At 61.1% G+C, this 20,121-nt stretch carries 14 protein-coding genes; 7 read left to right on the top strand and 7 right to left on the bottom strand.

Translation table 11 applies throughout. The annotated features are described in order from the left end of the window. Positions 1-771: LacI family DNA-binding transcriptional regulator (locus tag ABK249_RS23760; RefSeq protein WP_348864223.1), on the bottom strand; the 771-nt coding region annotated here is incomplete at its 3' end. A 271-nt stretch (positions 772-1,042) separates the two neighbouring features. On the opposite strand from ABK249_RS23760, the gene ABK249_RS23755 reads away from it, so the two are divergent. From ABK249_RS23755 to ABK249_RS23730, 6 genes are all read left to right on the top strand, one after another. Further along, entirely contained in the window at positions 1,043-2,662 is a 1,620-nt protein-coding gene (locus ABK249_RS23755; protein ID WP_227704030.1) for an ABC transporter substrate-binding protein, read from the top strand. 171 nt (positions 2,663-2,833) lie between these two features. Next, positions 2,834-5,419, top strand: coding sequence for a hypothetical protein (locus ABK249_RS23750; protein ID WP_227704031.1), 2,586 nt, complete (start codon positions 2,834-2,836; stop codon positions 5,417-5,419). Between the two features lie 80 nt (positions 5,420-5,499). Continuing rightward, positions 5,500-6,435, top strand: coding sequence for an ABC transporter permease (locus ABK249_RS23745; RefSeq protein ID WP_037152971.1), 936 nt, complete (start codon positions 5,500-5,502; stop codon positions 6,433-6,435). Further along, positions 6,435-7,328, top strand: a complete 894-nt coding sequence (locus ABK249_RS23740) for an ABC transporter permease (RefSeq protein WP_227704032.1) — start codon at positions 6,435-6,437, stop codon at positions 7,326-7,328. Before ABK249_RS23745 ends, ABK249_RS23740 begins: the two co-directional genes overlap by 1 nt. Next, a complete protein-coding gene (locus ABK249_RS23735) occupies positions 7,325-8,332 on the top strand; it encodes an ABC transporter ATP-binding protein (protein WP_348864222.1) in 1,008 nt (335 codons plus the stop codon). Before ABK249_RS23740 ends, ABK249_RS23735 begins: the two co-directional genes overlap by 4 nt. Further along, a complete protein-coding gene (locus ABK249_RS23730) occupies positions 8,329-9,348 on the top strand; it encodes an ABC transporter ATP-binding protein (protein ID WP_227704034.1) in 1,020 nt (339 codons plus the stop codon). Before ABK249_RS23735 ends, ABK249_RS23730 begins: the two co-directional genes overlap by 4 nt. A 171-nt stretch (positions 9,349-9,519) precedes the next feature. Here ABK249_RS23730 and ABK249_RS23725 read toward each other — a convergent pair whose 3' ends face one another. The 4 genes from ABK249_RS23725 to ABK249_RS23710 form a co-directional block, all read right to left on the bottom strand. After that, positions 9,520-11,109: an ABC transporter substrate-binding protein gene (locus ABK249_RS23725; protein WP_280107462.1), complete on the bottom strand. Its 1,590-nt coding sequence runs from the start codon at positions 11,107-11,109 to the stop codon at positions 9,520-9,522. A gap of 36 nt (positions 11,110-11,145) precedes the next feature. Further along, positions 11,146-12,258, bottom strand: coding sequence for a mandelate racemase/muconate lactonizing enzyme family protein (locus ABK249_RS23720; RefSeq protein WP_227704036.1), 1,113 nt, complete (start codon positions 12,256-12,258; stop codon positions 11,146-11,148). A 263-nt stretch (positions 12,259-12,521) separates the two neighbouring features. After that, positions 12,522-13,352 (bottom strand): MaoC family dehydratase, encoded by an 831-nt coding sequence (locus ABK249_RS23715; protein ID WP_227704037.1) that lies wholly within the window; start codon positions 13,350-13,352, stop codon positions 12,522-12,524. A 3-nt stretch (positions 13,353-13,355) separates the two neighbouring features. After that, positions 13,356-15,722 carry a CaiB/BaiF CoA transferase family protein gene (locus tag ABK249_RS23710; RefSeq protein WP_227704038.1) on the bottom strand — a complete coding sequence of 789 codons (2,367 nt, stop codon included), beginning with the start codon at positions 15,720-15,722 and terminating at the stop codon, positions 13,356-13,358. Between the two features lie 177 nt (positions 15,723-15,899). Here ABK249_RS23710 and ABK249_RS23705 point away from each other — a divergent pair, with 177 nt between their 5' ends. After that, positions 15,900-16,937, top strand: coding sequence for a LacI family DNA-binding transcriptional regulator (locus ABK249_RS23705; RefSeq protein ID WP_227704039.1), 1,038 nt, complete (start codon positions 15,900-15,902; stop codon positions 16,935-16,937). Between the two features lie 82 nt (positions 16,938-17,019). Here the strand turns inward: ABK249_RS23705 and ABK249_RS23700 are convergent, their stop codons facing one another. Beyond that, positions 17,020-18,852, bottom strand: a complete 1,833-nt coding sequence (locus ABK249_RS23700) for an ABC transporter ATP-binding protein (protein ID WP_227704040.1) — start codon at positions 18,850-18,852, stop codon at positions 17,020-17,022. Between the two features lie 30 nt (positions 18,853-18,882). Continuing rightward, positions 18,883-20,079 carry an aminotransferase class V-fold PLP-dependent enzyme gene (locus tag ABK249_RS23695; RefSeq protein ID WP_227704041.1) on the bottom strand — a complete coding sequence of 399 codons (1,197 nt, stop codon included), beginning with the start codon at positions 20,077-20,079 and terminating at the stop codon, positions 18,883-18,885. Positions 20,080-20,121 lie beyond the last annotated feature (42 nt).

Here is a 20,121-nt window from a genome sequence, read left to right as displayed (position 1 = left end):
CGCCGCTTTCCAGAGATCCGCGAGCAGCTGCCGCCCCATGGCGGGCGTTGAATACTGATGCCTGTCCCAACTGCCGCGCAAGGCCAGTGCTTCGAGATCACCGGCAGGGTTGACCAGTTGCGGATCATATAGCCCCGCCTCCTCCAAAGCTTCGACATATCCCGACAACCGCCCCTTGGAACGGCTGTTCATCCAGCCGCTCAGGAATCCGATGCGGCGATATCCGGCTTCGATCAGATGTTGCGTCATCGCCTTGCCGGCGTCGTGATGGGAAAAGCCGATGATCTTGTTCACCGGATTGTCGGAGAGATCCATGATCTGGATGACCGGGCAATTCGCCTTTTCCAGCATCCGGCGGCCGGCAGCGCTCTGGTCGATCCCTGAAACGATCAGGCCGGCCGGCTTGTGTCGCAAAAGTTCGGCAAGCAGCCGATCCTCCTCGTCGAGATCATAGCGCGTGTTGCCGACCTGGATATGCAGCCTGGTCTGGCCGATCCCGTCATAGATGCCGCGCAAGACATCGGCGAAAATATGCTGCGTCAGCGAGGGCACGAGGACGCCCACCACGTCGCTGCGGGTGGATGCCAGGGTCCGGGCAGCGAGATTGGGAACATACCCGAGTTCGCGGACGGCAGTATCGATCTTCTCGCGCAGCATGTCCGACACCAGGGAAGGGTCCCGCAAAGCGCGGGATACGGTAATCGCCCCTACCCCGGCACGCTGGGCAACATCGGCTATCGTGGGTCTACCGTCCGTACGGCGTTTAGACATTCAAGGCTCCATGAAATGGCCACCTGTTCGCATCACGGCGGGAAGGCGCCGCCGCGTGCGTCTGCAGCACGCCACGATGATATCCACGTTGCCGCAGGTAATCCATTTACGCCCTCGTCCAACCACAGCGTTCGCCTCCCCAATTCAAAAAATCGACTTCCAGCGCTTGACGATCTGTTTATGGTAGCGCTACCATCAGCGCGAGTTGTTCGTCAACCGTCTTGTGCCGTGGAGGCGACACGGAGCCGGTACAGCCCAGGGGAGGAGTGGCATGGCAATATCTCGACGCATGTTCATGAGCCGCACGGCCGCAACCATTGCCGGCGCAGGCATCGCGACCAGCCTTGGTCCGAACGCTCTCGCACAGGGAGCAACAGATACGTTGCGGCTGGCCTTTGCCGCCCGCGGCGTCCGCACTATCGATCCGGCCAAATCGATCCAGGGTGCCGACGAATGGGCCATCATCCATATCTTCGACAAGCTTGTGGAAGTGCCGCTCGGGCATTTTCCGGGTAGTGTCGCCGAAGTTCAGCCGAGCCTTGCAACCAGCTGGTCGATGACACCGGATGCGAAGACATGGACGTTCCAGCTTCGCCAGGGCGTGAAGTTCCACAAAGGCTATGGCGACCTCACGTCGGACGACGTGAAATACACCTTCGATCGCCTGCGCAACGACAAGGCTCTGGGCGGCAATCGCGTCCTGTTTGACAATATCGCCGACGTGAAAGTGGACGGTCTCAACACGGTCATATTCACGCTGAACCAGCCCGATCCGCTGTTCATCATGGGGCCGCTCAGCCACTATTCGTCCAGCATCATTTCACGCAAGGCACTTGAGGAAAAAGGGGCAGCCGCCTTCGAAAAGGACCCGATCGGCACCGGACCTTACCAGCTCGCGAGTGTCGAAAGCGATCCCTCGCAGGGCGTGAAGCTCACCGCCAACAAGGACTATTTCGGCGGGGCGCCCGTCACCCCCAATCTCCAGGTCCGCTATATCGCGGATACCACGGCTAGGACGCTGGCGCTGCTTTCGGGTGACGTTCACATGATCGAAGGCGTTCGTGCGCCGGGCTGGGTGCCCTCGATTCAGCAACGAAATGCGAACCTGCATTTCGACGTCGCCTCCCCGGGAAGCTTCTTCACCATCTCGTTCAACCTGACAGTGAAGCCCTTCGACGACATCCGTGTCCGGCGGGCAATCGCCCATCTGATCAATCGCGACGAGATCGCCAACGCCATGGCTCCGGTCAGTCAGCGGACCTATGGCCTGAATCCGCCTGCCTATCTGGGAGGGTTCACAACGGAGACCATCCCTGCAGAGGTTCGTTATGACTACGATCCGGAGAAGGCGAAGGCACTGCTGACCGAGGCCGGTCATCCGAACGGGTTCTCGTTCAACGCCGACACCTCGCAGCGCGAGGATTATTCCTCGGTAATGCTGATCGTCCAGGAACAGCTTCGCGCCGGCGGGATCGACATGAAGCTGAACATCAAGGACCACACCGCCTTCCACGCCGATCAGCAGAAAGGCACCAACACGATCTTCCAGCGCTCGGCGGCCTATCCGCCTGTCCCTACGCAGGCGATCATCGAGCAATTGAGTGCCGCTGCCGAAGTCAAATCAGATGGTTCCGGCGGTCCCAATTTCAGCCACTATGGCGTCGCCATCCCCGGCATCGACGACATGCTGAAGAAGGCGATGGAGGAGCCTGATCTGGAGAAACGCGTCAAGCTGGTCCAGGACATCGAGGTCAAGTTCCTGACCGACATGCCGCTCCTGCCGATCAGCGACAACGGCTATCTGGTCGTCCGGGCTGCCAATGTCGATCTCGGCTACGAACTCAAGTCGGGCTACGCCCACTGGCGGCTGACCAAGGCGAAGATCAGCTGACCGGCAAAGCCGATCGCCAAACGAAACAGGCCCGCCGGGCACAGTCCCGGCTGGCTGCGCCATGCCCGATTTCATGAATTCATCCGCCGAAAGACGGCGAGCCTCGACGCCTCACCCAAGAGCGCTCCGAGAAAGCGGTGAATTCGAGCCTGTTTTTAGAGGAATGACGTTATGACTGCATCGGCTTCGGTCACCATTGTTCTCCCGAGGACGGATACCGCCCCGCCGGTTCGCTGGGCCGCGGCCGAACTGCAAAACGCGCTTGCGCGCCGGAACGTGGAGGCCAGGATCGCCGATACGGCGCAGTCCGGTATCGTTATCAATGTCTTCGGAGCCGGCCTGCCCGACACTCGAGAACTGCCTGTGGAACTCCCTGAAGCGCCGGAAAGCTTCGTGCTCGTCCGGCAGGGCGACATCATCACCGCCTGGGGTTCCGATACGCGCGGATTGGTCTTCGCGCTGACGGAACTAGCCGATCGGGTGCGTTTCGCTCCAGGCCAGGATTTATTCGAAGGCACTTTCCCGCTTGTCGAGCAACCATCTGCCCGCGTGCGAAGCATGAGCCGGCTGTTCTGCAGTGAGCAGGAAGACAAGATCTGGTTCTACGACCGTCAGCAATGGCGCGAATACCTGTCGATGCTTGCAGCCAACCGCTTCAATCGTTTTTCACTCGCGCTCGGTTTTGGTTACAACTACCCCTACCACAATCCATGGATTACCGACGTCTATTTCTATTTCCCCTATCCTTATCTGCTTAACCTCCCCGCCCATGACGTGAGGGTCGAGGAACTGCCGGACGACGAGCGCGAGCTGAATCTGGAAATGCTGAAGTTCATCGGCCGGGAAGCTGCCAAGCGAGGGCTCGAATTCCAGCTTGCGCTCTGGACCCAGCGATACGACTTCGATGACGTGCCGCGCGCCAATTACACCGTCACGGGCATAACCAAAGACAATCTCGCCCCCTATTGTCGCGAGGCTATCACGACGCTCCTGAAGGAAGTGCCCGAAATTACCGGGCTTACCTTCCGGGTCCATGTGGAGGGCGGCATCGCCGAGGGCGAATACGGCTTCTGGGAAGAAGCTTTCGCCGGCGTTGCCGCTGCCGGCCGTCCGATCGAAATCGACATGCACGGCAAGGGCCTCGACCACAGGATGATCGGAATCGCCCGCGCCAGCGGCATGCCGATCGCGGCCTCGCCGAAATATCTGGCTGAGCACATGGGCCCGCCCTATCACCAGTCGGCCATTCGCGACAAGGAATATCCGCCGGAAGTCGCCCGGAGCGAGCGAGAGCAGTTGAGCGAGGGCTCGCGAAAGTTCCTGCGGTATTCCTATGGCGATCTCTTGACCGCGGACAAGGACTATAAGGTCATCTACCGCATCTGGCCAGGCACGCAGCGTGTGCTTCTCTGGGGAGATCCCGAGTTTGCCGCAGGCTACGGGCGCAGTTCCATGTTTGCCGGCTCCGACGGAGTCGAATGGTGTGAACCTTTGGGCTTCAAGGGGCGTATGGGAACCGGCATTCCGGGCGGGCGCTTCAACTACCAGAAACAGGGCCTTGCCACCCGTTACGACTGGCAGAAATACGACTATCAGTACCGCGTCTGGGGGCGGTTGCTTTATAACCCGGATGCGCCACGCGAAAGCTGGATGCGCTATCTCACCAAGACCTGCGGCGATACAGCAGAGGCATGCGAAAAGGGGCTGTCCTGGGCAAGCCGGGTCCTGCCGCTGGTCACACTGGCGCATGGCCCGTCCGCATCCAACAACCACTATTGGCCGGAGGTCTACACCAACCTCGCCCTGATCGACGGCTCGGGACGGAGAGCCTATGGTTCCGATATGGAGGGACCGGTCCGCTTCGGTAACGCTCCGACCTTCGATCCTGCCCTCTTTGCCAATGCGCGTGAATACATTGAACTGCTGCTCAACGGAAAGGCATCGCACCGCTATACCCCGCTCGATGTCGCCGACTGGCTGGACGAGATGGCGCATGGCTGCGAGAGCGCAGTCCTCAAGGCGACCGGCACCAAAAGCTTCGGCAACATAGCCGTGCAGCGGATGATCGTCGACATCCAGATCTGCGCCGGGCTGGCACGCTTCTTCGCTGAACGCTTCCGGGCGGCATGCTGGGCCGAGCTCTTCGTCGCAACCAAGGTCACGACGCTGATGGATCGTGTCATCGACCATGCAAACCGCTCGCTGATGGCATGGGAGAAGATCGCCGACATTTCCCGTGATCTCTACATGGATGACCTCACCTATGGCCCACAATCCTGGCTGCGTGGCTCGTGGCATTCGCGACTGCCGGAAATGCGTGCGGAACTGGCCGATCTGGAATCGCTCCGTGGCGGCGGCTTTTATGAAAGCGTCAGGGCCGAACCAGCGGTGGCAGCCACGATCGCGGCGCTGGAAGCACGCCAACCCGTCTCATCAAGCGCGTCCTCCGTGCATGGTGCCCCGACCTTCAAGCCGGGCGAGGATTTCGTGGTCCGCTTCGCCGGAGAGACCGATGGTGAGCCCCTCCTCCACTGCCGGCACGTCAATCAGGCCGAGCGCTGGATATCTCTGCCGATGAGGCGACGGGAGGATAGCTTCGTCGCGACCATCCCGGGCGACTACACACGCTCGAAGTATCACCTGCAGTATTTCGTCAGCTTTGAGCGCGACGGACGAAATTTCTTATCGCCGGGATTGCAGCCGAACCTCGCCAACGAGCCTTATTTGACGTCCTTGCAGGAGAGAGGCTGGCAGTAGGCAGGTGATTGCGCAAGTATAGCCTGCCCGTGCTGCGAGGAGGCAAAACGGACACCGCGACCAGGGAGGAGGAAAACACCATGGCGCGATATCTTCTGTTGAGATTGGCGGATGCCGTTCCCACAGTCCTGCTGGTTCTGACCCTCGTCTTCATCGCCATGCGCATTCTGCCGGGCGATCCGGCGATCGCAGCGCTAGGAGATATGGCGACGCCGGAACAGCTCGAAATTTTCCGCGAGCGGATGGGCCTGAACGCGCCTCTCTGGCAGCAATACATCGACTTCATCTGGGGCATGCTGACGCTCGATTTCGGCACGTCGCTAATGAACAATCAATCGGTGCTGCGACTGATCGGCTATAACCTGCCCTACACGATCGAATTGACTATCGTCGCCATGATACTGGGCGTCGGTTTTGGTATTCCGCTCGGCGTGCTGGCGGCGACCCATCGTAACAAGGCCGCCGACAGTGCGGTGCGCGGCTTCTCACTGCTCGGCTATGCAGTGCCGGATTTTTACCTGGGAGCCCTGCTTCTCATCACCTTCTCGCTGAACCTCGGGCTTTTTCCCATCAATGGCGGCGGGGAGGGTTTTCTCGACCGGATGCATCACGTCTTCCTGCCGGCCGTCACGCTGGCATTGGTCAAGGCGGCCTTCATCGGACGGCTCACGCGAACGTCCCTGCTGGAAGTCTTCGGCAAGGATTACATCCGCACGGCGCGGGCCAAGGGTGCAAGGGAACCAAGGGTCATCTACCGGCACGGGCTGCGCAATGCCCTGCTGCCGCTCACCACCGGGATCGGCCTCAGCACGCTCGCCACTTTGTCGGGATCGGTGGCAATCGAACTGGTGTTCAATCGCCCGGGCATCGGCAAGCTGCTCATCAGCGCCATCTCGGAACGCGATTATGCAGTCATCCAGGGCGGCGTCGTGATTTTCGCGATGTTCGTCGTGCTCATCAACCTCATGATGGACCTCGTCTATATCGTCGTCGATCCCAGAATTCGGGTGCAGTAATGGCCGTCAGTACAGAACATTCCGAACTGCCGTCCCCTTCCCTAGCACCGGAACCGAGGGCGCTGAGCCGGCTTGGCTACGAGCTCTTCTCGCGCACATCGACGATGTTCGCGTTTGCGGTCGTCGTGGTCTTCGTGTTCGTCGCGGTTTTCGCGCCGCTTCTCGCACCTTATGACCCGCTGGCCCAGAGCATCCTCAAGATCAACCGGCTGCCTTCCGCCGACAATTGGCTCGGCACCGACCAGTTCGGGCGCGACGTCCTGTCGAGGATGATCTACGGCTCGCGGAACTCACTGATCTTCGGCCTCATCTCGCCGGTGCTGGCGGCGATCTGCGGTACGGTGCTTGGCGTGGTTGCCGGGTATTTCGGCGGAGTCATAGACCGCATCATTTCCCGCCTGATCGACCTCCTCCTCGCCTTCCCCGAATTGCTGCTCGCCATCATGATCGCGGCGGTGCTGGGCGGAGGCTTCTGGAATGTCATCGCCGTAATCACCGTCGCTTTCGTTCCGGGCTTTGCCCGCGTGGCGCGCGCCTCAACGCTTGCGGTCAAGCAGGAGCCCTATGTGGAGGCGGCCATCGCAGTCGGCGTGCGCACGCCGGTCATCATCTTCCGCCACGTGATCCCCAATATCGCCGCCCCGATCGTCGTGCTGATGACGCTCTGGGTCGCCTCGGCCATCCGCCTCGAAGCGTCGCTGAGCTTCCTCGGCATCGGCACGCAGCCGCCGAACCCGAGCTGGGGCAACATCATCCGCGATGGCCTCAACAATCTCTTCGGTTCGCCCTGGCCGATCATCGGGGCCGGCTTCGCCATCACCTGTGTTGTCCTTTCCTTCAACCTCCTGGGTGACGCGGTGCGAGACGTACTCGATCCGGAGATATCGGAATGACGGTACCGCTTCTGAGAGTAGATAACCTCGCTGTCGAGTTCGGACCGAAAGCCAATCCGATCCGGGTCGTCGATGGCGTAAGCTTCGAGATCCCCGCCGGCGGGGCGGTGGGGATCGTCGGTGAGTCCGGTTCCGGCAAGTCGATCACCTCGCTCTCTATCCTGCGGCTGATTTCCGAACCGCCCGGGCGCATCGTGCAGGGACGTATCGAGTTCAACGGCGTGAACCTGCTCGAGCTGCCGCGCTCGAAAATGCCCGATATCCGGGGCCGCGACATCGCCATGATCTTTCAGGAGCCGATGAGTTCGCTCAATCCCGTCATGACGATCGGGGACCAGATCGGCGAGGCGATCAAACTGCATGAGGCAATGACGGGCGAGGAAAGGCGCGCGCGCGTCATCGAGATGCTCCGCCTCGTCGGCATTCCCGACCCGGCAGGCCGGCTCGACTCCTATCCGCATCAGTTCTCGGGCGGCATGCGCCAGCGCGTCATGATCGCCATGGCGCTCGCCTGCAACCCGAAACTGCTGATCGCGGACGAGCCGACAACGGCCCTCGACGTCACAATCCAGGCCCAGGTCCTCGACCTGATGCATAAGCTGCGCCGTACGCTGAACACCGCCATTCTGCTGATTTCACACGATCTCGGCGTCATCGCGGACGTTTGCGAGCGCGTCGTCGTCATGTATGCCGGCCGTGTTGTAGAGGAAGCAGACATCCGCTCGATCTTCCGCACACCGCAGCACCCTTATACGCGGGGACTTCTGCAATCGATTCCGCGGCTCGATGACGACCGCGACCGCCTCTACCAGATCCCTGGATCGGTGCCGCTGGCCGGATCGGTCAAAAAGGGCTGTCCTTTCTATGAACGCTGCTCGCTGCGCATCGAAAAATGCGCGAACGAAATGCCGCCCATGTTCTCTTTCGGGCCTGATCAGCGGGCGGCATGCTGGGTGACGGCCAGCCAGGCGGATGCCAAGAAGAAGGAGGCGGCCCTGCAATGACCGATCCCATCATTCGCATCAACGACCTCGGCAAGACATTCGGCTCCGGCATGCGGCTCAGCCTTGCGAAACAGGCCGACGAGGTGCGCGCCGTCGACGGCTGCTCTTTCGAGATCAATCGCGGCGAGACGCTGGCACTCGTGGGCGAATCCGGCTGTGGCAAATCCACGCTGGGGCGGCTCTTGTTGCGGTTGATCGATGCCACCGCGGGCAAGGTCTATTTCGAGAATACCGAACTGACGAACCTGCCCGCCGCGCGCATGCGAGACATGCGCCGCCACCTGCAGATGATCTTCCAGGACCCTTACGGCTCGCTCAGTCCTCGCCGTACGATCGCGCAGATCATCGCCGAACCTCTCGACGTGTTTGGCTTGGTCCGCTCGGGCCGCCAGCGGCGCGAACGCGTCGCCGACCTCATGACCCAGGTCGGACTTTCGCCAAGCTTCATGGACAGGCATCCGCGCCAGTTCTCCGGCGGCCAACGCCAGCGCATCGGCATCGCCCGCGCCATCGCCGTCGATCCGAGCTTCATCGTGGCCGACGAACCCGTTTCCGCGCTCGACGTTTCCGTGCAGGCGCAGATCATCAACCTGATGCAGGACTTGCAGAAGCAGAAAGGCTTTTCGTTCCTGTTCATCGCCCATGACCTCGCCGTGGTGCGCCATATCGCCGATCGGGTTGCGGTCATGTATCTCGGCCGCATTGTCGAGATCGGACCGAAGAAGCAGATCTACGGCATGCCTCAGCATCCTTATACGCAGGCGCTTCTGTCGGCGGCCCCGGAGCCAGATCCCGACCGCAAGGGAAAGCGGATCATTTTGGAGGGAGACGTCCCGAGCCCCAAGCGCGTCCCGTCAGGGTGCAGTTTTCATACCCGTTGTCCGATCCGTCAGGATATCTGCGGCATCGAGCGGCCACCCTTGCGCGAGGTGGCGCCGGGTCAGCTCACGGCCTGTCATTTTGCAAAGCCGTTTCCGATCCCTCGGCCGACGGCATCTCAAGCGGTTCCGGCCTGATAAAATCAACAGGAAATGTCCGAAGACCGGCGAGGCACAAGCATCACCGGTCTTCGTGGGCCCGCGACCGGATGAGGTCGGAGTTGCTTTTCGAGAGGAGAACGCACCCTTCTGGAAAAGGCTATCCCCGAAGATCGCTCAACAGGGATAGCAGGCGCTGGGAGGATTATATCACGCCGTTTTGGTCGCGCGATGGAAGCGCCAGCGGGCATAGCCGCTCTTCACGGGGTAACCGAGATCAACGCGTTTGTTGCGCGCCACGGTGAAGGACAGCGTCGACAGACCGATCAGCGGCAGATCGCGGAGCACCTGCAGCTCGATCTTTTTGCAGAGATCCACATAGATCTTGTAATCGGTCGCCTGCAGGGCCTGGTTGAGCAGATCGTCGATACCCGGCATCGCCACGCCGTAATGGCTGTAGGCGCCGCCACCCTTGCCGTCCGGCTTTACTTCCGATTTCGACGAAAGCTGCTGGAAATAAAGCTGCGTCGGGATCGGCGGATAGCTCGAAGAATGCATCGCGAGCGTGTTCTTGTCGCTGCGATTGTCTGCGTGATAGGCCGTGTGGTCGCCGATCTTGAGGTTCATGCGCAGACCGACGGCGCGCAACTGCTCCTGTACGATGAGCATGGTCGAGGAATAGTCCTCGCGTTGGCTGCAATTGCTGTCGAAATCGAACCCGTCCGGAAAACCTGCTTCCGCCAACAGGGCCTTGGCCTTTTCCGGATCGTATTTGTATTGCAGTTCCGGCGGCAGATCCTCGGTCTTGGAGCCGGCGGGGAAGAAATCCGGCTGCAGGCCGGCCATGAAGCCACCCATCGGCTTCAGCGCCTCGGCGACCGCATGCCGGTCGATCGCATACATGACCGCCTGACGGACCTTCAGGTTGTCAAAAGGCTTGCGCTTGAGATTGATATGCAGGGTATTGAACGAACCCGGCTGCGTCATGTCGAACTGCAGGGTGGGGTCACGCTGCAGCATCGAATCCACCCAGCCCGGTGCACGCACGGCCTCGATCATATCCACGTTGCCGGAGAGCAGCGCCAATGTGCGGGCCGTGGTGTCGGCGATGAAGACGCATTCGACATTGGCAATCTTTGCCTTGTTGCCCCAATAACCCTCATGGCGCTTCATCGCCTCGCCCCATTCGCTGTCAAAGCGGGTGAGCTCGTAGGGACCGGTGCCGACCGCATCCGTCATGAACTTCTCAGCGCCGATCTTGTCGAAGGCCTTCTTCGAAACGATCACAGTATTGTTGGAAAAGATCGTGGTGCCGAGCAGGTTCACGTCCGGTGTCTTCAGCGTGATTTCGACCTCGTAAGGTCCCTTGGCGACCACGTCCGCGACGTTCGACATGATGGTTCTGTTGGTGCCGTCGGCAATTGCACGCTTGTAGGAAAAGACGACGTCATCGGACGTCATCTCGCCATACCCCTTGTGGAACTGCACGCCCTGACGAAGCTTGAAATTCCAGGTTTTGGCGTCCGGGGAAGATGTCCATTCGGTCGCGAGCGTCGGCACATATTTGTCGGGCGAGGTGGCGAAATCGCCGTCTTCCGGACGGACGAGCTGTTCGTACATCTGCTCCGTCGCCCAATTATCGGACCCTTGCGTCGTGAAGTTCGGATCACTGGTACGCGGCCCGCCTGCGGCAATCCCGATGCGGATGACGTCGGTGTCCTGGGCATTGGCTGCGCGGACGCCCATTGTGCTCAATGCCGTTGCCGCGGCAGCCAGTTCAAGAAATTCCCTTCTGTTCAAGCTCATCATCTCCTCCCAAAGACAAGTTTGAGTCTATCAGCTTCGCCGCATCTTCAATTCAGCATCGCGGACCACCAGGCCAAGACCCGGCCCATTCGGAACCGTAAACTTGCCATCGGACGGTATCGGCGGATTCTCGAAAGCCACATGCATGCGGGTCGAGGGATCGGCAAACTCGGCGGGCTTGGTAAGGTGCATGATGGTCGCGAGCACATGCAGATTCGCGGTGTGCGCGATGGTCGGCTGCGTCTGATGCGGCACCAGTTCGACCCCGTGCGCATGGCATATCGCGGCGCATTGCATGAGCCCGGTAATGCCGCCCATCTTGACGATATCCGGCTGCACCATGCGGACCCCGGCATTGATCATGTCGACGAGCGCTTGGGTAGTGTAAGTCTGCTCCGCCGCCGAAACGGTGATGTCGAGTCGCTGGGCGACCTCCCCCATCGCACGAACGTTATAGTGCTGCACCGGCTCTTCGAACCAGATATAGCCGAGCTCCTCCAAGGCCCGCCCGACCCGGATCGCACCGCCGACCGAATATTGGTTGTTGGCATCAAAGGCGAGCGGGAAATCGTCGCCGACGAGCTTTCGAACCGCTTTCGCCTTTGCGATATCGCCCGGGATGTCATAGTCCTGCCGGGTACGGTCGCCATCCCAGCGGATCTTGATGGCGGCCGGCGTCTCTTTCCTCCAGCGTGCCTCGACAACACGCAGGACTTCATCGACGGTGCGCCCGGCATTGCCCCCGATCGAAGCGTAGAACGGCACCTCGGTGCGCCATCCGCCACCGAGCAGTTTGAAGATCGGCTGGTTGAAATACTTTCCCTTGATGTCCCAGAGCGCGATGTCAAGCGCAGCAAGCGCCCCGGTCACGGCGCCTTCCGGCCCGAGCTTCACGTATCTATGCAAAAGCCTGTCATACAGCACCGCCTGGTCCAGCGCATCCGCACCGATCAGGGATGGCGCGAAGTCCCGCACCACACCGAGCGAATGCTCGCCGCCCATCATCGGCGAAGCCTCGCCATATCCGACGATCCCGTCGATCGTCGTCACCCGAACGATCGCGCTGCGGCGACCCGGCGGCTCGTTCGGCTCCCACATCACCTGGAGAGCTTCTATGGATTTAATGGTCGTCGGCGTAGCCACTGCGCATCCTCAATGAAAAAGCAAAACCGCCCGCGCATGAGCGCGGGTTGAAAAGTCCTTTGGCACTGTCCCGGCAACGCCCGGCAAACAGTTCGATGCATGACATGCTGTGCTGAAGTCTCGCGCGGCCCTCCCGACCGCATCGATCACCGTGATCGGCCTGTCGCAGTCACATTCCTCCATATTGACAGCATTGCGCAAATTGCATCCGTATGCAAGCGACATCTGCAAAAAAGCGGAATGAATGGCGGGCCTGATGATGATCAGGAAGACACCTGCTCAAAGGCATAGATCTGGGTTCGGAGAAACCGTGCGACGAGTTTTCCATCCGCAAGCATGAATTCCTCGCTTTCGAGATAATGCTTGCCTTTGCGGAGATAGGCTCCTGCGACCGCACCGACGACGGCAAGCCGCTGCCCCGGCCTCGCCTGAGCGAAATGCTGCGTCTCGATCCCCGTCAGGACCACCGGAGTGGGAAATCTGAAGCTGTTGTTCGTATCGCCCATGGCAAGCCGCATCAGGCATCCCGAATGGACGACCGCCTCCCGCTCGTAGAAAGGATCGGCCTCACCGAAGGCACGCAGGGAAGCCTTGAAATCAACATCCGTCAGGATTCGATTGGCCGTGGTGAGAGGCATGCCCCGGCTGAGATCCCCCGCCTCAACCGGCGGAGGAATCTCGGGCCTTGCAATAGCGGCAAGCCTTGACATGTCCGGCAGGTCCGGTGAGTCCTCCGGCAATCCGATCCAGCCGGCAGCAACCTCGTCACCATCCTCGTTCATAACCGAAACTTCCGCCCGGCATATACTGCCTTCATCTTGAAGAGGACCTGCGCGCATCACCAGATGGTCGCCGTTATGGACCGGCCGGCGGAAGCGCACGCCCATGCCGCCGCGGACCGTCCAATCCTTGCCCCAGGCGTGAAGCGCGAGGCGGCTGATATGGCCGTAAACGAAGGCGCCCGGAACCAGTGCTGCCTTGTAGCCGCGTGATCTTGCCACCGCGTCGTCATGGATCGACCCTTTGTAGCGCGGATCGTCGTCGAGCCGGATGTTAACGGCCAGTTCTCGTGGAAAGACGGGAGATGAATTCATGCTTCAACCGTCCGGAAAAGGCACGGCCGCCATCGCATCGCTCTTCGAAATGCGATCGATGTCGGAGGCTGAAAAGGCCAATATGTGCCGAAGCACATGCTGATTATGGCCACCGAATTGTGGCGCGGCGCGGCGCTGGCTTCCGGGCGTACGGCTCAAATGAATGGGCAGGCCGGGATGGCGATGTCGCCCTGCATCGGGATGATCGAGTTCGGTGAAGAACCCGCGATAGGCAAGATAGGTGCTCGCCGCCACATCGGCTGCGTTTGCGACAGGAGCGGCCGCCACGCCGGCATATTGCAGGAGCCTTGCGACCGCATGCTTGTCCCGGGTCGCTGTCCATTCGCAGATGATGGAGGTCAACTCCGCCTCGTTACGCTTGCGAGCGGCAAGATCGGAGAAGCGCGGATCGGAGGCAAGCTCGGGCCGACCCATGGCCGCGCAAAGGGCGACCCACTGTTTGTGGTCCTCCGCGGCAATGACCACCCATTGATCCTCGCCTCGCGCAGGGAAGGCGTCATGCGGCGCCATGTGCAGAACCCGGTTCCCATCCGCCGGCGGGTCGTCTCCGGTTTCAGCAGCAAGTAGAAGCTCAGCGCCGATGAACTGCATGGCCGCCTCCACCTGCGGCACCTCGACATACTGGCCCTCACCTGTCCGGTCGCGATGATAAAGCGCCATCAGGATCGCGGCGGCGGCGTTGAAGCCGCCGATCGGATCGAGATAGGAAGGGCCGCTGTTTTCCGGCTGGCAGCCAGGATAGCCCATCATTGCCGACATGCCGGTCGCCATTTCCATCGTTGGCCCGAGCGCCGCATAGCGCGACATCGGTCCTCTGCCTCCGAAGGCCGGCAATTCCGCGACAATGATATCGGATTTGATCGCGGCCAGGCTCTCATAGTCGAGTCCGAGCTTGGCGAGCGTGCCCGGCCGGAAATTGCAGATCAATACATCGGCGACAGCCACGAGACGGCGAAGCGTCTTGCGCCCCTCCTCCGTCTTCAGGTTCAGGATGCACGAGAGCTTGTTGACGTTCTGCGAGTTGAAGAGGAAGGAGCGGTCGAAGGGGCGGGAACCCGCTTCACCATCGGGAAAGTTGATCGGAGTGGGTTTCTCCTTGTTGAGCCGCCAGGAATTCACGCGGTTCGGCGATTCCACATGGATCGACTGCGCGCCGAAATAGGCAAGCACCCGACCAGCCATGGGACCGGCCCAGGCCGTCGTGATCTCGATGACCCTCAGGCCTTCAAGCGGCAGCCTCGGGGACGATTGCCGACCTGGTACCCGTTCCGGGGGCGTCCAGGCGATTTCACCGTTCGCCTCGCCGAGAGCCGGTGCGCCGGATGTGACTTTACGCGGCGTAACGCTCATCCGGTAAGGCGTGCCGAGGATCAGCCGTCCGTCTGCCTTTTCCCAGTAATTCCGATCGTTGAGATGGCCGTTCTGCAACTGCTCGGACGGCTGGTAAGCCTTCGCGGCGATGACCTGCGCCTTCTGGAGCCGCTCCACCAGTTCCTCGGCGCACTGATCCGTAACCTTTTCCTGAATGATCTCGTAAAGGGTTTCCCAATTCGCCCGGCGCACAGCCGGTTCGGCAAAGCGCGGATCGTTTTCCAGATGCGGCAGGTCGAGCGCCGTGCAGACCGCATGCCAGCGATGATTGTAGATCCAGATGCAGACCCAGCCGTCGCGACATTTCACCTGGCCCGCGGGGATCGTCTGATCCCGCCGCGTGTGGATGGAGCCGTTGTAGATGTGCCGCATCACATAAGGGAAGCACATGGCTGCAGCAGTCTCCGCCGCATCCACCGAGACGACCTGACCGAGATTGCTGGAATGGCGCTCGTGCAAGGCGACGAGAATGCCGATGCAGGTCGCCAACCCTGCCGCGTAAGAGGCGCGGTTTCCGACACCATAGAGCGGTTCGCGTCCATAGGCGCCGTTGTTGTTCATCATGCCGGACAGCGCCTGAAGGACGATCTCCGGCCCGCGCCAATCCTCCAGCGGTCCATCCCGCCCGAAGGCACTGACCGATGCTACGATACAGCCGGGATTCAGCCGCTCCACGCGCTGCGGATCGAAATCCTCCGGCAAAATCGCAACGTCCGCCGCAGCCAGCATCGTGTCAAGCCGTACTGCATTCGCCCGGTCGACGACGATGGAACACTTGCCGGCGTTGAGGTGCCAGAAATGCAAGGACAGATTGGGCTCAGTCACCGAAAATGGCTGCATGCGGCGAATGGGAGAGCCTTCCACAGGCTCGATCAGCGTGACGTCCGCCCCGAAATCCGCTAGCAGGCGTGCACAATACTGTCCTGCCAGGCTATCCGAGAAATCGACGACCCGCAGGCCGTGCAATGCCGTGGGCATCCGCACCTCCACCAATCAGCTTGCCGACAGGTCTCCTTCCCCCGCCGTCGCAAAAGTAGCGCGCATTGCATACGTATGCAAGATTGGCTTCTGCTCCAATTCGTCGTATTGAAGGAAGGCTGATTAAGCGATAGGGAGAATCTCGCAGCGGTTGCAACGGTGCCAGGGAGTGCGGCATTGAATAATACGACCAGCGAAAAGGTGCGGCGCAAGCCGATGACGGCACGCGAGCTCGCTCGGATGATCGGCGTCAGCCAGTCGGCCATTTCGCGCGCCTTCACACCCGGGGCGAGCATTGCACCGCAACTCCGGGCGAAAATCCTGCGCCATGCCGAAGACGTCGGTTATCATCCCAATGCCATCGCCAGCATGCTCTCGAAGAGCCGGACGAACATCGTCGGCATCGTCATCTCGGACATGCAGAACCCTTTCTATCCGGCGCTTATCGAGAGACTTTCACGCGGGCTGCAACGCGTCGGCTTGCAGAGTCTGATGTTCAACATCACCAAGGGCGCCGACCTGGAGGAGCAGCTTTCGGCGCTGAGACGCTACAACGTCGATGCGGTCATTATCATTTCCGCGACGATCCTGTCCGGCCCGACTCTGCGTTGGGCGACGGAGGATCGGGCGGCAATCCTGATCAACCGCGTCGCGGAAGATGCGGAACTGAGTTGCGTGATCTGCGACAATATCGAGGGCGCGAGGACGATCGCCGATCATTTCCACGAGATCGGGCGCCGCCGTATCGCTTATGTGGCGGGCCTTTCGCACACCACCACCAACCGCGAGCGTCAGAGCGCCTTTATCACCCGCATCGCCGAGCACGGCATGACGCTGTCTGCGCTGATCGATGGCGGCGAGTACAGCTATTATGCAGGGCGAAACGCGGCGCTCGATATTCTGGCCCGTGGAGACACTGACGCGATCTTTTTTGCCAACGATATTCTCGCGGTCGGCGGTATCGACGCGCTTCAGGAAAATGGCGTACGCGTGCCGGAGGATATCGCTGTTGCCGGCTTCGACGACATCGCCATGGCAGGCTGGCCACATTACAGCCTGACGACATTCCGCCAGCCGATCGACACGCTTGTCGATGTCACGGTAACCATGCTCGAAGACGGCTCATGCGTGCCCGGCAAGCTACCGACCATCCGCAGGATTTCCGGTGAACTTATCAAACGCCGCTCGACGATGGGGGCGGCCTCGCCAGACTGACCCAAATAGTGCGATGCTTTCGGGGACACCTGCTTTACAGGGACCAGCGAAAGCATCCTGAGAAGATGAACCGTCTGCCGCGTCAGACCGCAACGAGGTGGCCTGGTGACACGGCGCGATATTCGCGCGTCTTCGTCAGGTAATCGACCGGCCGGATTGGGCTCTTCAACTCATCGCTGGCGCCCATGCGTTTCTCTCGCCGGCGGTCGGGATCCGGCACGGGAACAGCGGCCATGAGCTTCTTCGTATAATCGTGCTGCGGATTGCCGAAAACGGAGACGCGTGGGCCGATTTCGACGATTTCACCGAGATACATGACTGCAACGCGGTGGCTCACGCGTTCCACGACCGCCATGTCGTGGGAGATGAACAGGAAGGCGAGGTTGAGGCTCTGCTGCAGGTCGAGCATCAGGTTGATGACCTGCGCCTTGATCGACACATCGAGCGCCGAAACACTTTCGTCGGCGACAATCACCTTCGGTTGAAGCGCCAACGCACGGGCGATGCAGATGCGCTGCCGCTGGCCACCCGAAAATTCGTGCGGGTAGCGGCTTGCCATGTCCGGTGTCAGCCCCACCTTGCCGAGCATGTCAGCGACGACCTCTTTGGCTTCCTTCGAAGTCCCCATCTGGTGTTCGAGATAGGGTTCGGCGATGGCCTGGCCAACGGTCATGCGCGGATTGAGCGAGGCGAACGGGTCCTGGAAGATCATCTGCACGGATTTGCGCATCTCGCGCATTTCCCGTCTGTCGAGCGCGAGCAGGTCACGGCACTCGACGGTGACCGAACCTGCGTCCGGCTCGATGAGCCGCATGATTGCTCGGCCGGTTGTCGATTTGCCGCAGCCGGATTCGCCCACCAGAGATAGCGTCTCGCCGGCGAAGAGATCGAAAGAAACGTTCTCCACGGCATGCACGCGGCCGCTCAACCGCCCAAACAGGCCGGAATGAATATCGAAACGCTTGGTCAACCCCTTTACCTCAAGGATCGGCTTGCCCTTCGCGACTGTATCCGGCACTTCGACCGGCACATCGGACTCTCCGGTTGCGGCATTGACGACCGGGAAACGCAGCGGCCGCTGGTACTTTTCCATCGAACCCAACACCGGCACGGCGGAGAGCAGCGCGCGGGTATAGGGATGCTTGCCGCGATGAAAGATGTCCGCGGTCGCGCCCGTCTCGACCTGCTCGCCGCGATACATGACGACTGTTCGGTCAGCAATTTCGGCAACCACGCCCATGTCATGGGTGATGAACAGGACGGACGTGCCCTCCTCATCCTGCAGCATCTTGATGAGGTCGAGGATCTGGCCCTGGATCGTCACGTCGAGCGCGGTGGTTGGCTCGTCGGCGATCAGGAGCTTCGGCCTGGACGCCAGAGCCATGGCGATCATCACGCGCTGGCGCATGCCGCCGGAGAAACGATGCGGATACTCATCAAAACGCGAGGCAGCCGACGGGATGCGCACCTTTTCCAGAAGCCGGATGGTTTCGGCTTTCGCCTCTGCCGCCGACATGTCCTTGTGGCAGAGCAGCGCCTCGGAAATCTGATCGCCGATGGTGAAGAGCGGGTTGAGGCTCGTCATCGGCTCCTGGAAGATCATCGAGACGTCATTGCCGCGCACCTTGCGCATCTCGTGTTCAGGAAGCGACAGCAGGTCGCGCCCGCCGAGCATGATCTTGCCCTCGATACGGCTCGTCCCTTCCTGCAGGAGGCGCATGATGGAGAGCGAAGTGACGCTCTTTCCCGAGCCGCTCTCACCGACGATCGCCACCGTCTCGCCCGGCGCAACGGAGAAGGAAACGTTGCGGACCACCGGCTTCCATTCGCCGTCCACGTTGAACGACGTGGTCAGGTTCTGGACTGACAGAACCGGTTGATCGGACTGGACGGCTTGCGCTTGCGAGGTGGCCATGATCGTTCCCTTCCTGTGGTCTTGTTCGGCTCAGTCCGGCCAGCGCAGCATTCCATCAAACCGGTGCCGGCTGCGTTCCTCGATGGGCGTGGCGATGATCTCGTTGGAGGCGCGTGCCTTGTCGAGTTCTTCCGCAAGCCTGTTCGCAACGATCGTTTCCTGGCCCGGATGCAGATTGCACGGATCGAGGTAGAAATAGTGATGTTCCACCTCGTGGTCGCGGACGATGATCGGCGGTTCGCCGCGTCCAAGCGCGCTTGCAAGATCCCAAGCGGTGATATGCGCTTCCGGCGGTGAGATGATCACCCGCATGCGGTCGAGCGGATTGTTGGTCGGGTCGGGCTCGATCAGTGCAGTCACGCCCGGACGCCCGTCGAGTGTCTTTTTCCAGAGGTTCAGATAGCCCGTTTCGCGCTCGCGGATACCCGCATGATCCCGTTTCTCCCAGGCTTCCAGAGCCGCCATGACGCCGTAGACGCTCTCCTTGCCGACTTTCATGCCGCGGCCGATGCCCATGTTCTGCAGGAAGGCGCTGCGCACCAGCTCCTTTTTACCGGCGACGATGCCCGAGGTCGGGCCGCCGAGGAACTTGTGGCCGGAATAGAGCACGATATCCGCACCCTGCGCCAGGAAGAGCTTCAGGTCGTATTCGGAGGCCGCATCGACGATGACCGGAACGCCCTTCGCATGAGCGATCTCGACGAACTCGATGAGGTTCAGCAGCCCATAGTCGACGACGTGATGCGAGACCACATAGACGGCGGCCGCCGTCTTGTCGGTGATCGCATTTTCCATGTGGTAGCGATGCGTCGAGGTCGCCTGGCCGATCAGCACCACCTTGCCGCCGGCAAGCCGGATCGCCTGGTCCACCGGCGCACCGTAGCTCACCACATGGCCCATCTGGACGATGACCTCGTTTTTCTCCGGCGCCGCGTCCGGCAGTTTCTCGATCGCCAGCAGGTTGTTGCCGGTCATGGCTCCGGCGACTGCGAGGCTGATACCGGAAGAGCAGGAGGCCGTCACGAACCCCGCTTCGCCCCCCGTCAGCCGTGCGATGACGGCGCTTGCCTTGCGCTGCAGGTCGTTGATCTCCACGAACTGCGGCAGGATCGCCGCCATGGCTTCGATCGCCTCCGGAACGACGATCGAGGCCCCGAGGCTGGTCATCGTGCCGGATACATTGATGACCGGGCGGAGGCCGATCTGGGTGCGGATATCATCGGACATTCTCATCTCTCCAAAGTGATGGCCGGCTGCGGATTGCCATCG

Source organism: Neorhizobium phenanthreniclasticum (genome assembly GCF_040066075.1).
Classification (GTDB): Bacteria; Pseudomonadota; Alphaproteobacteria; order Rhizobiales; family Rhizobiaceae; genus Neorhizobium; species Neorhizobium petrolearium.
This window is presented reverse-complemented; position numbering and strand designations above follow the sequence as displayed.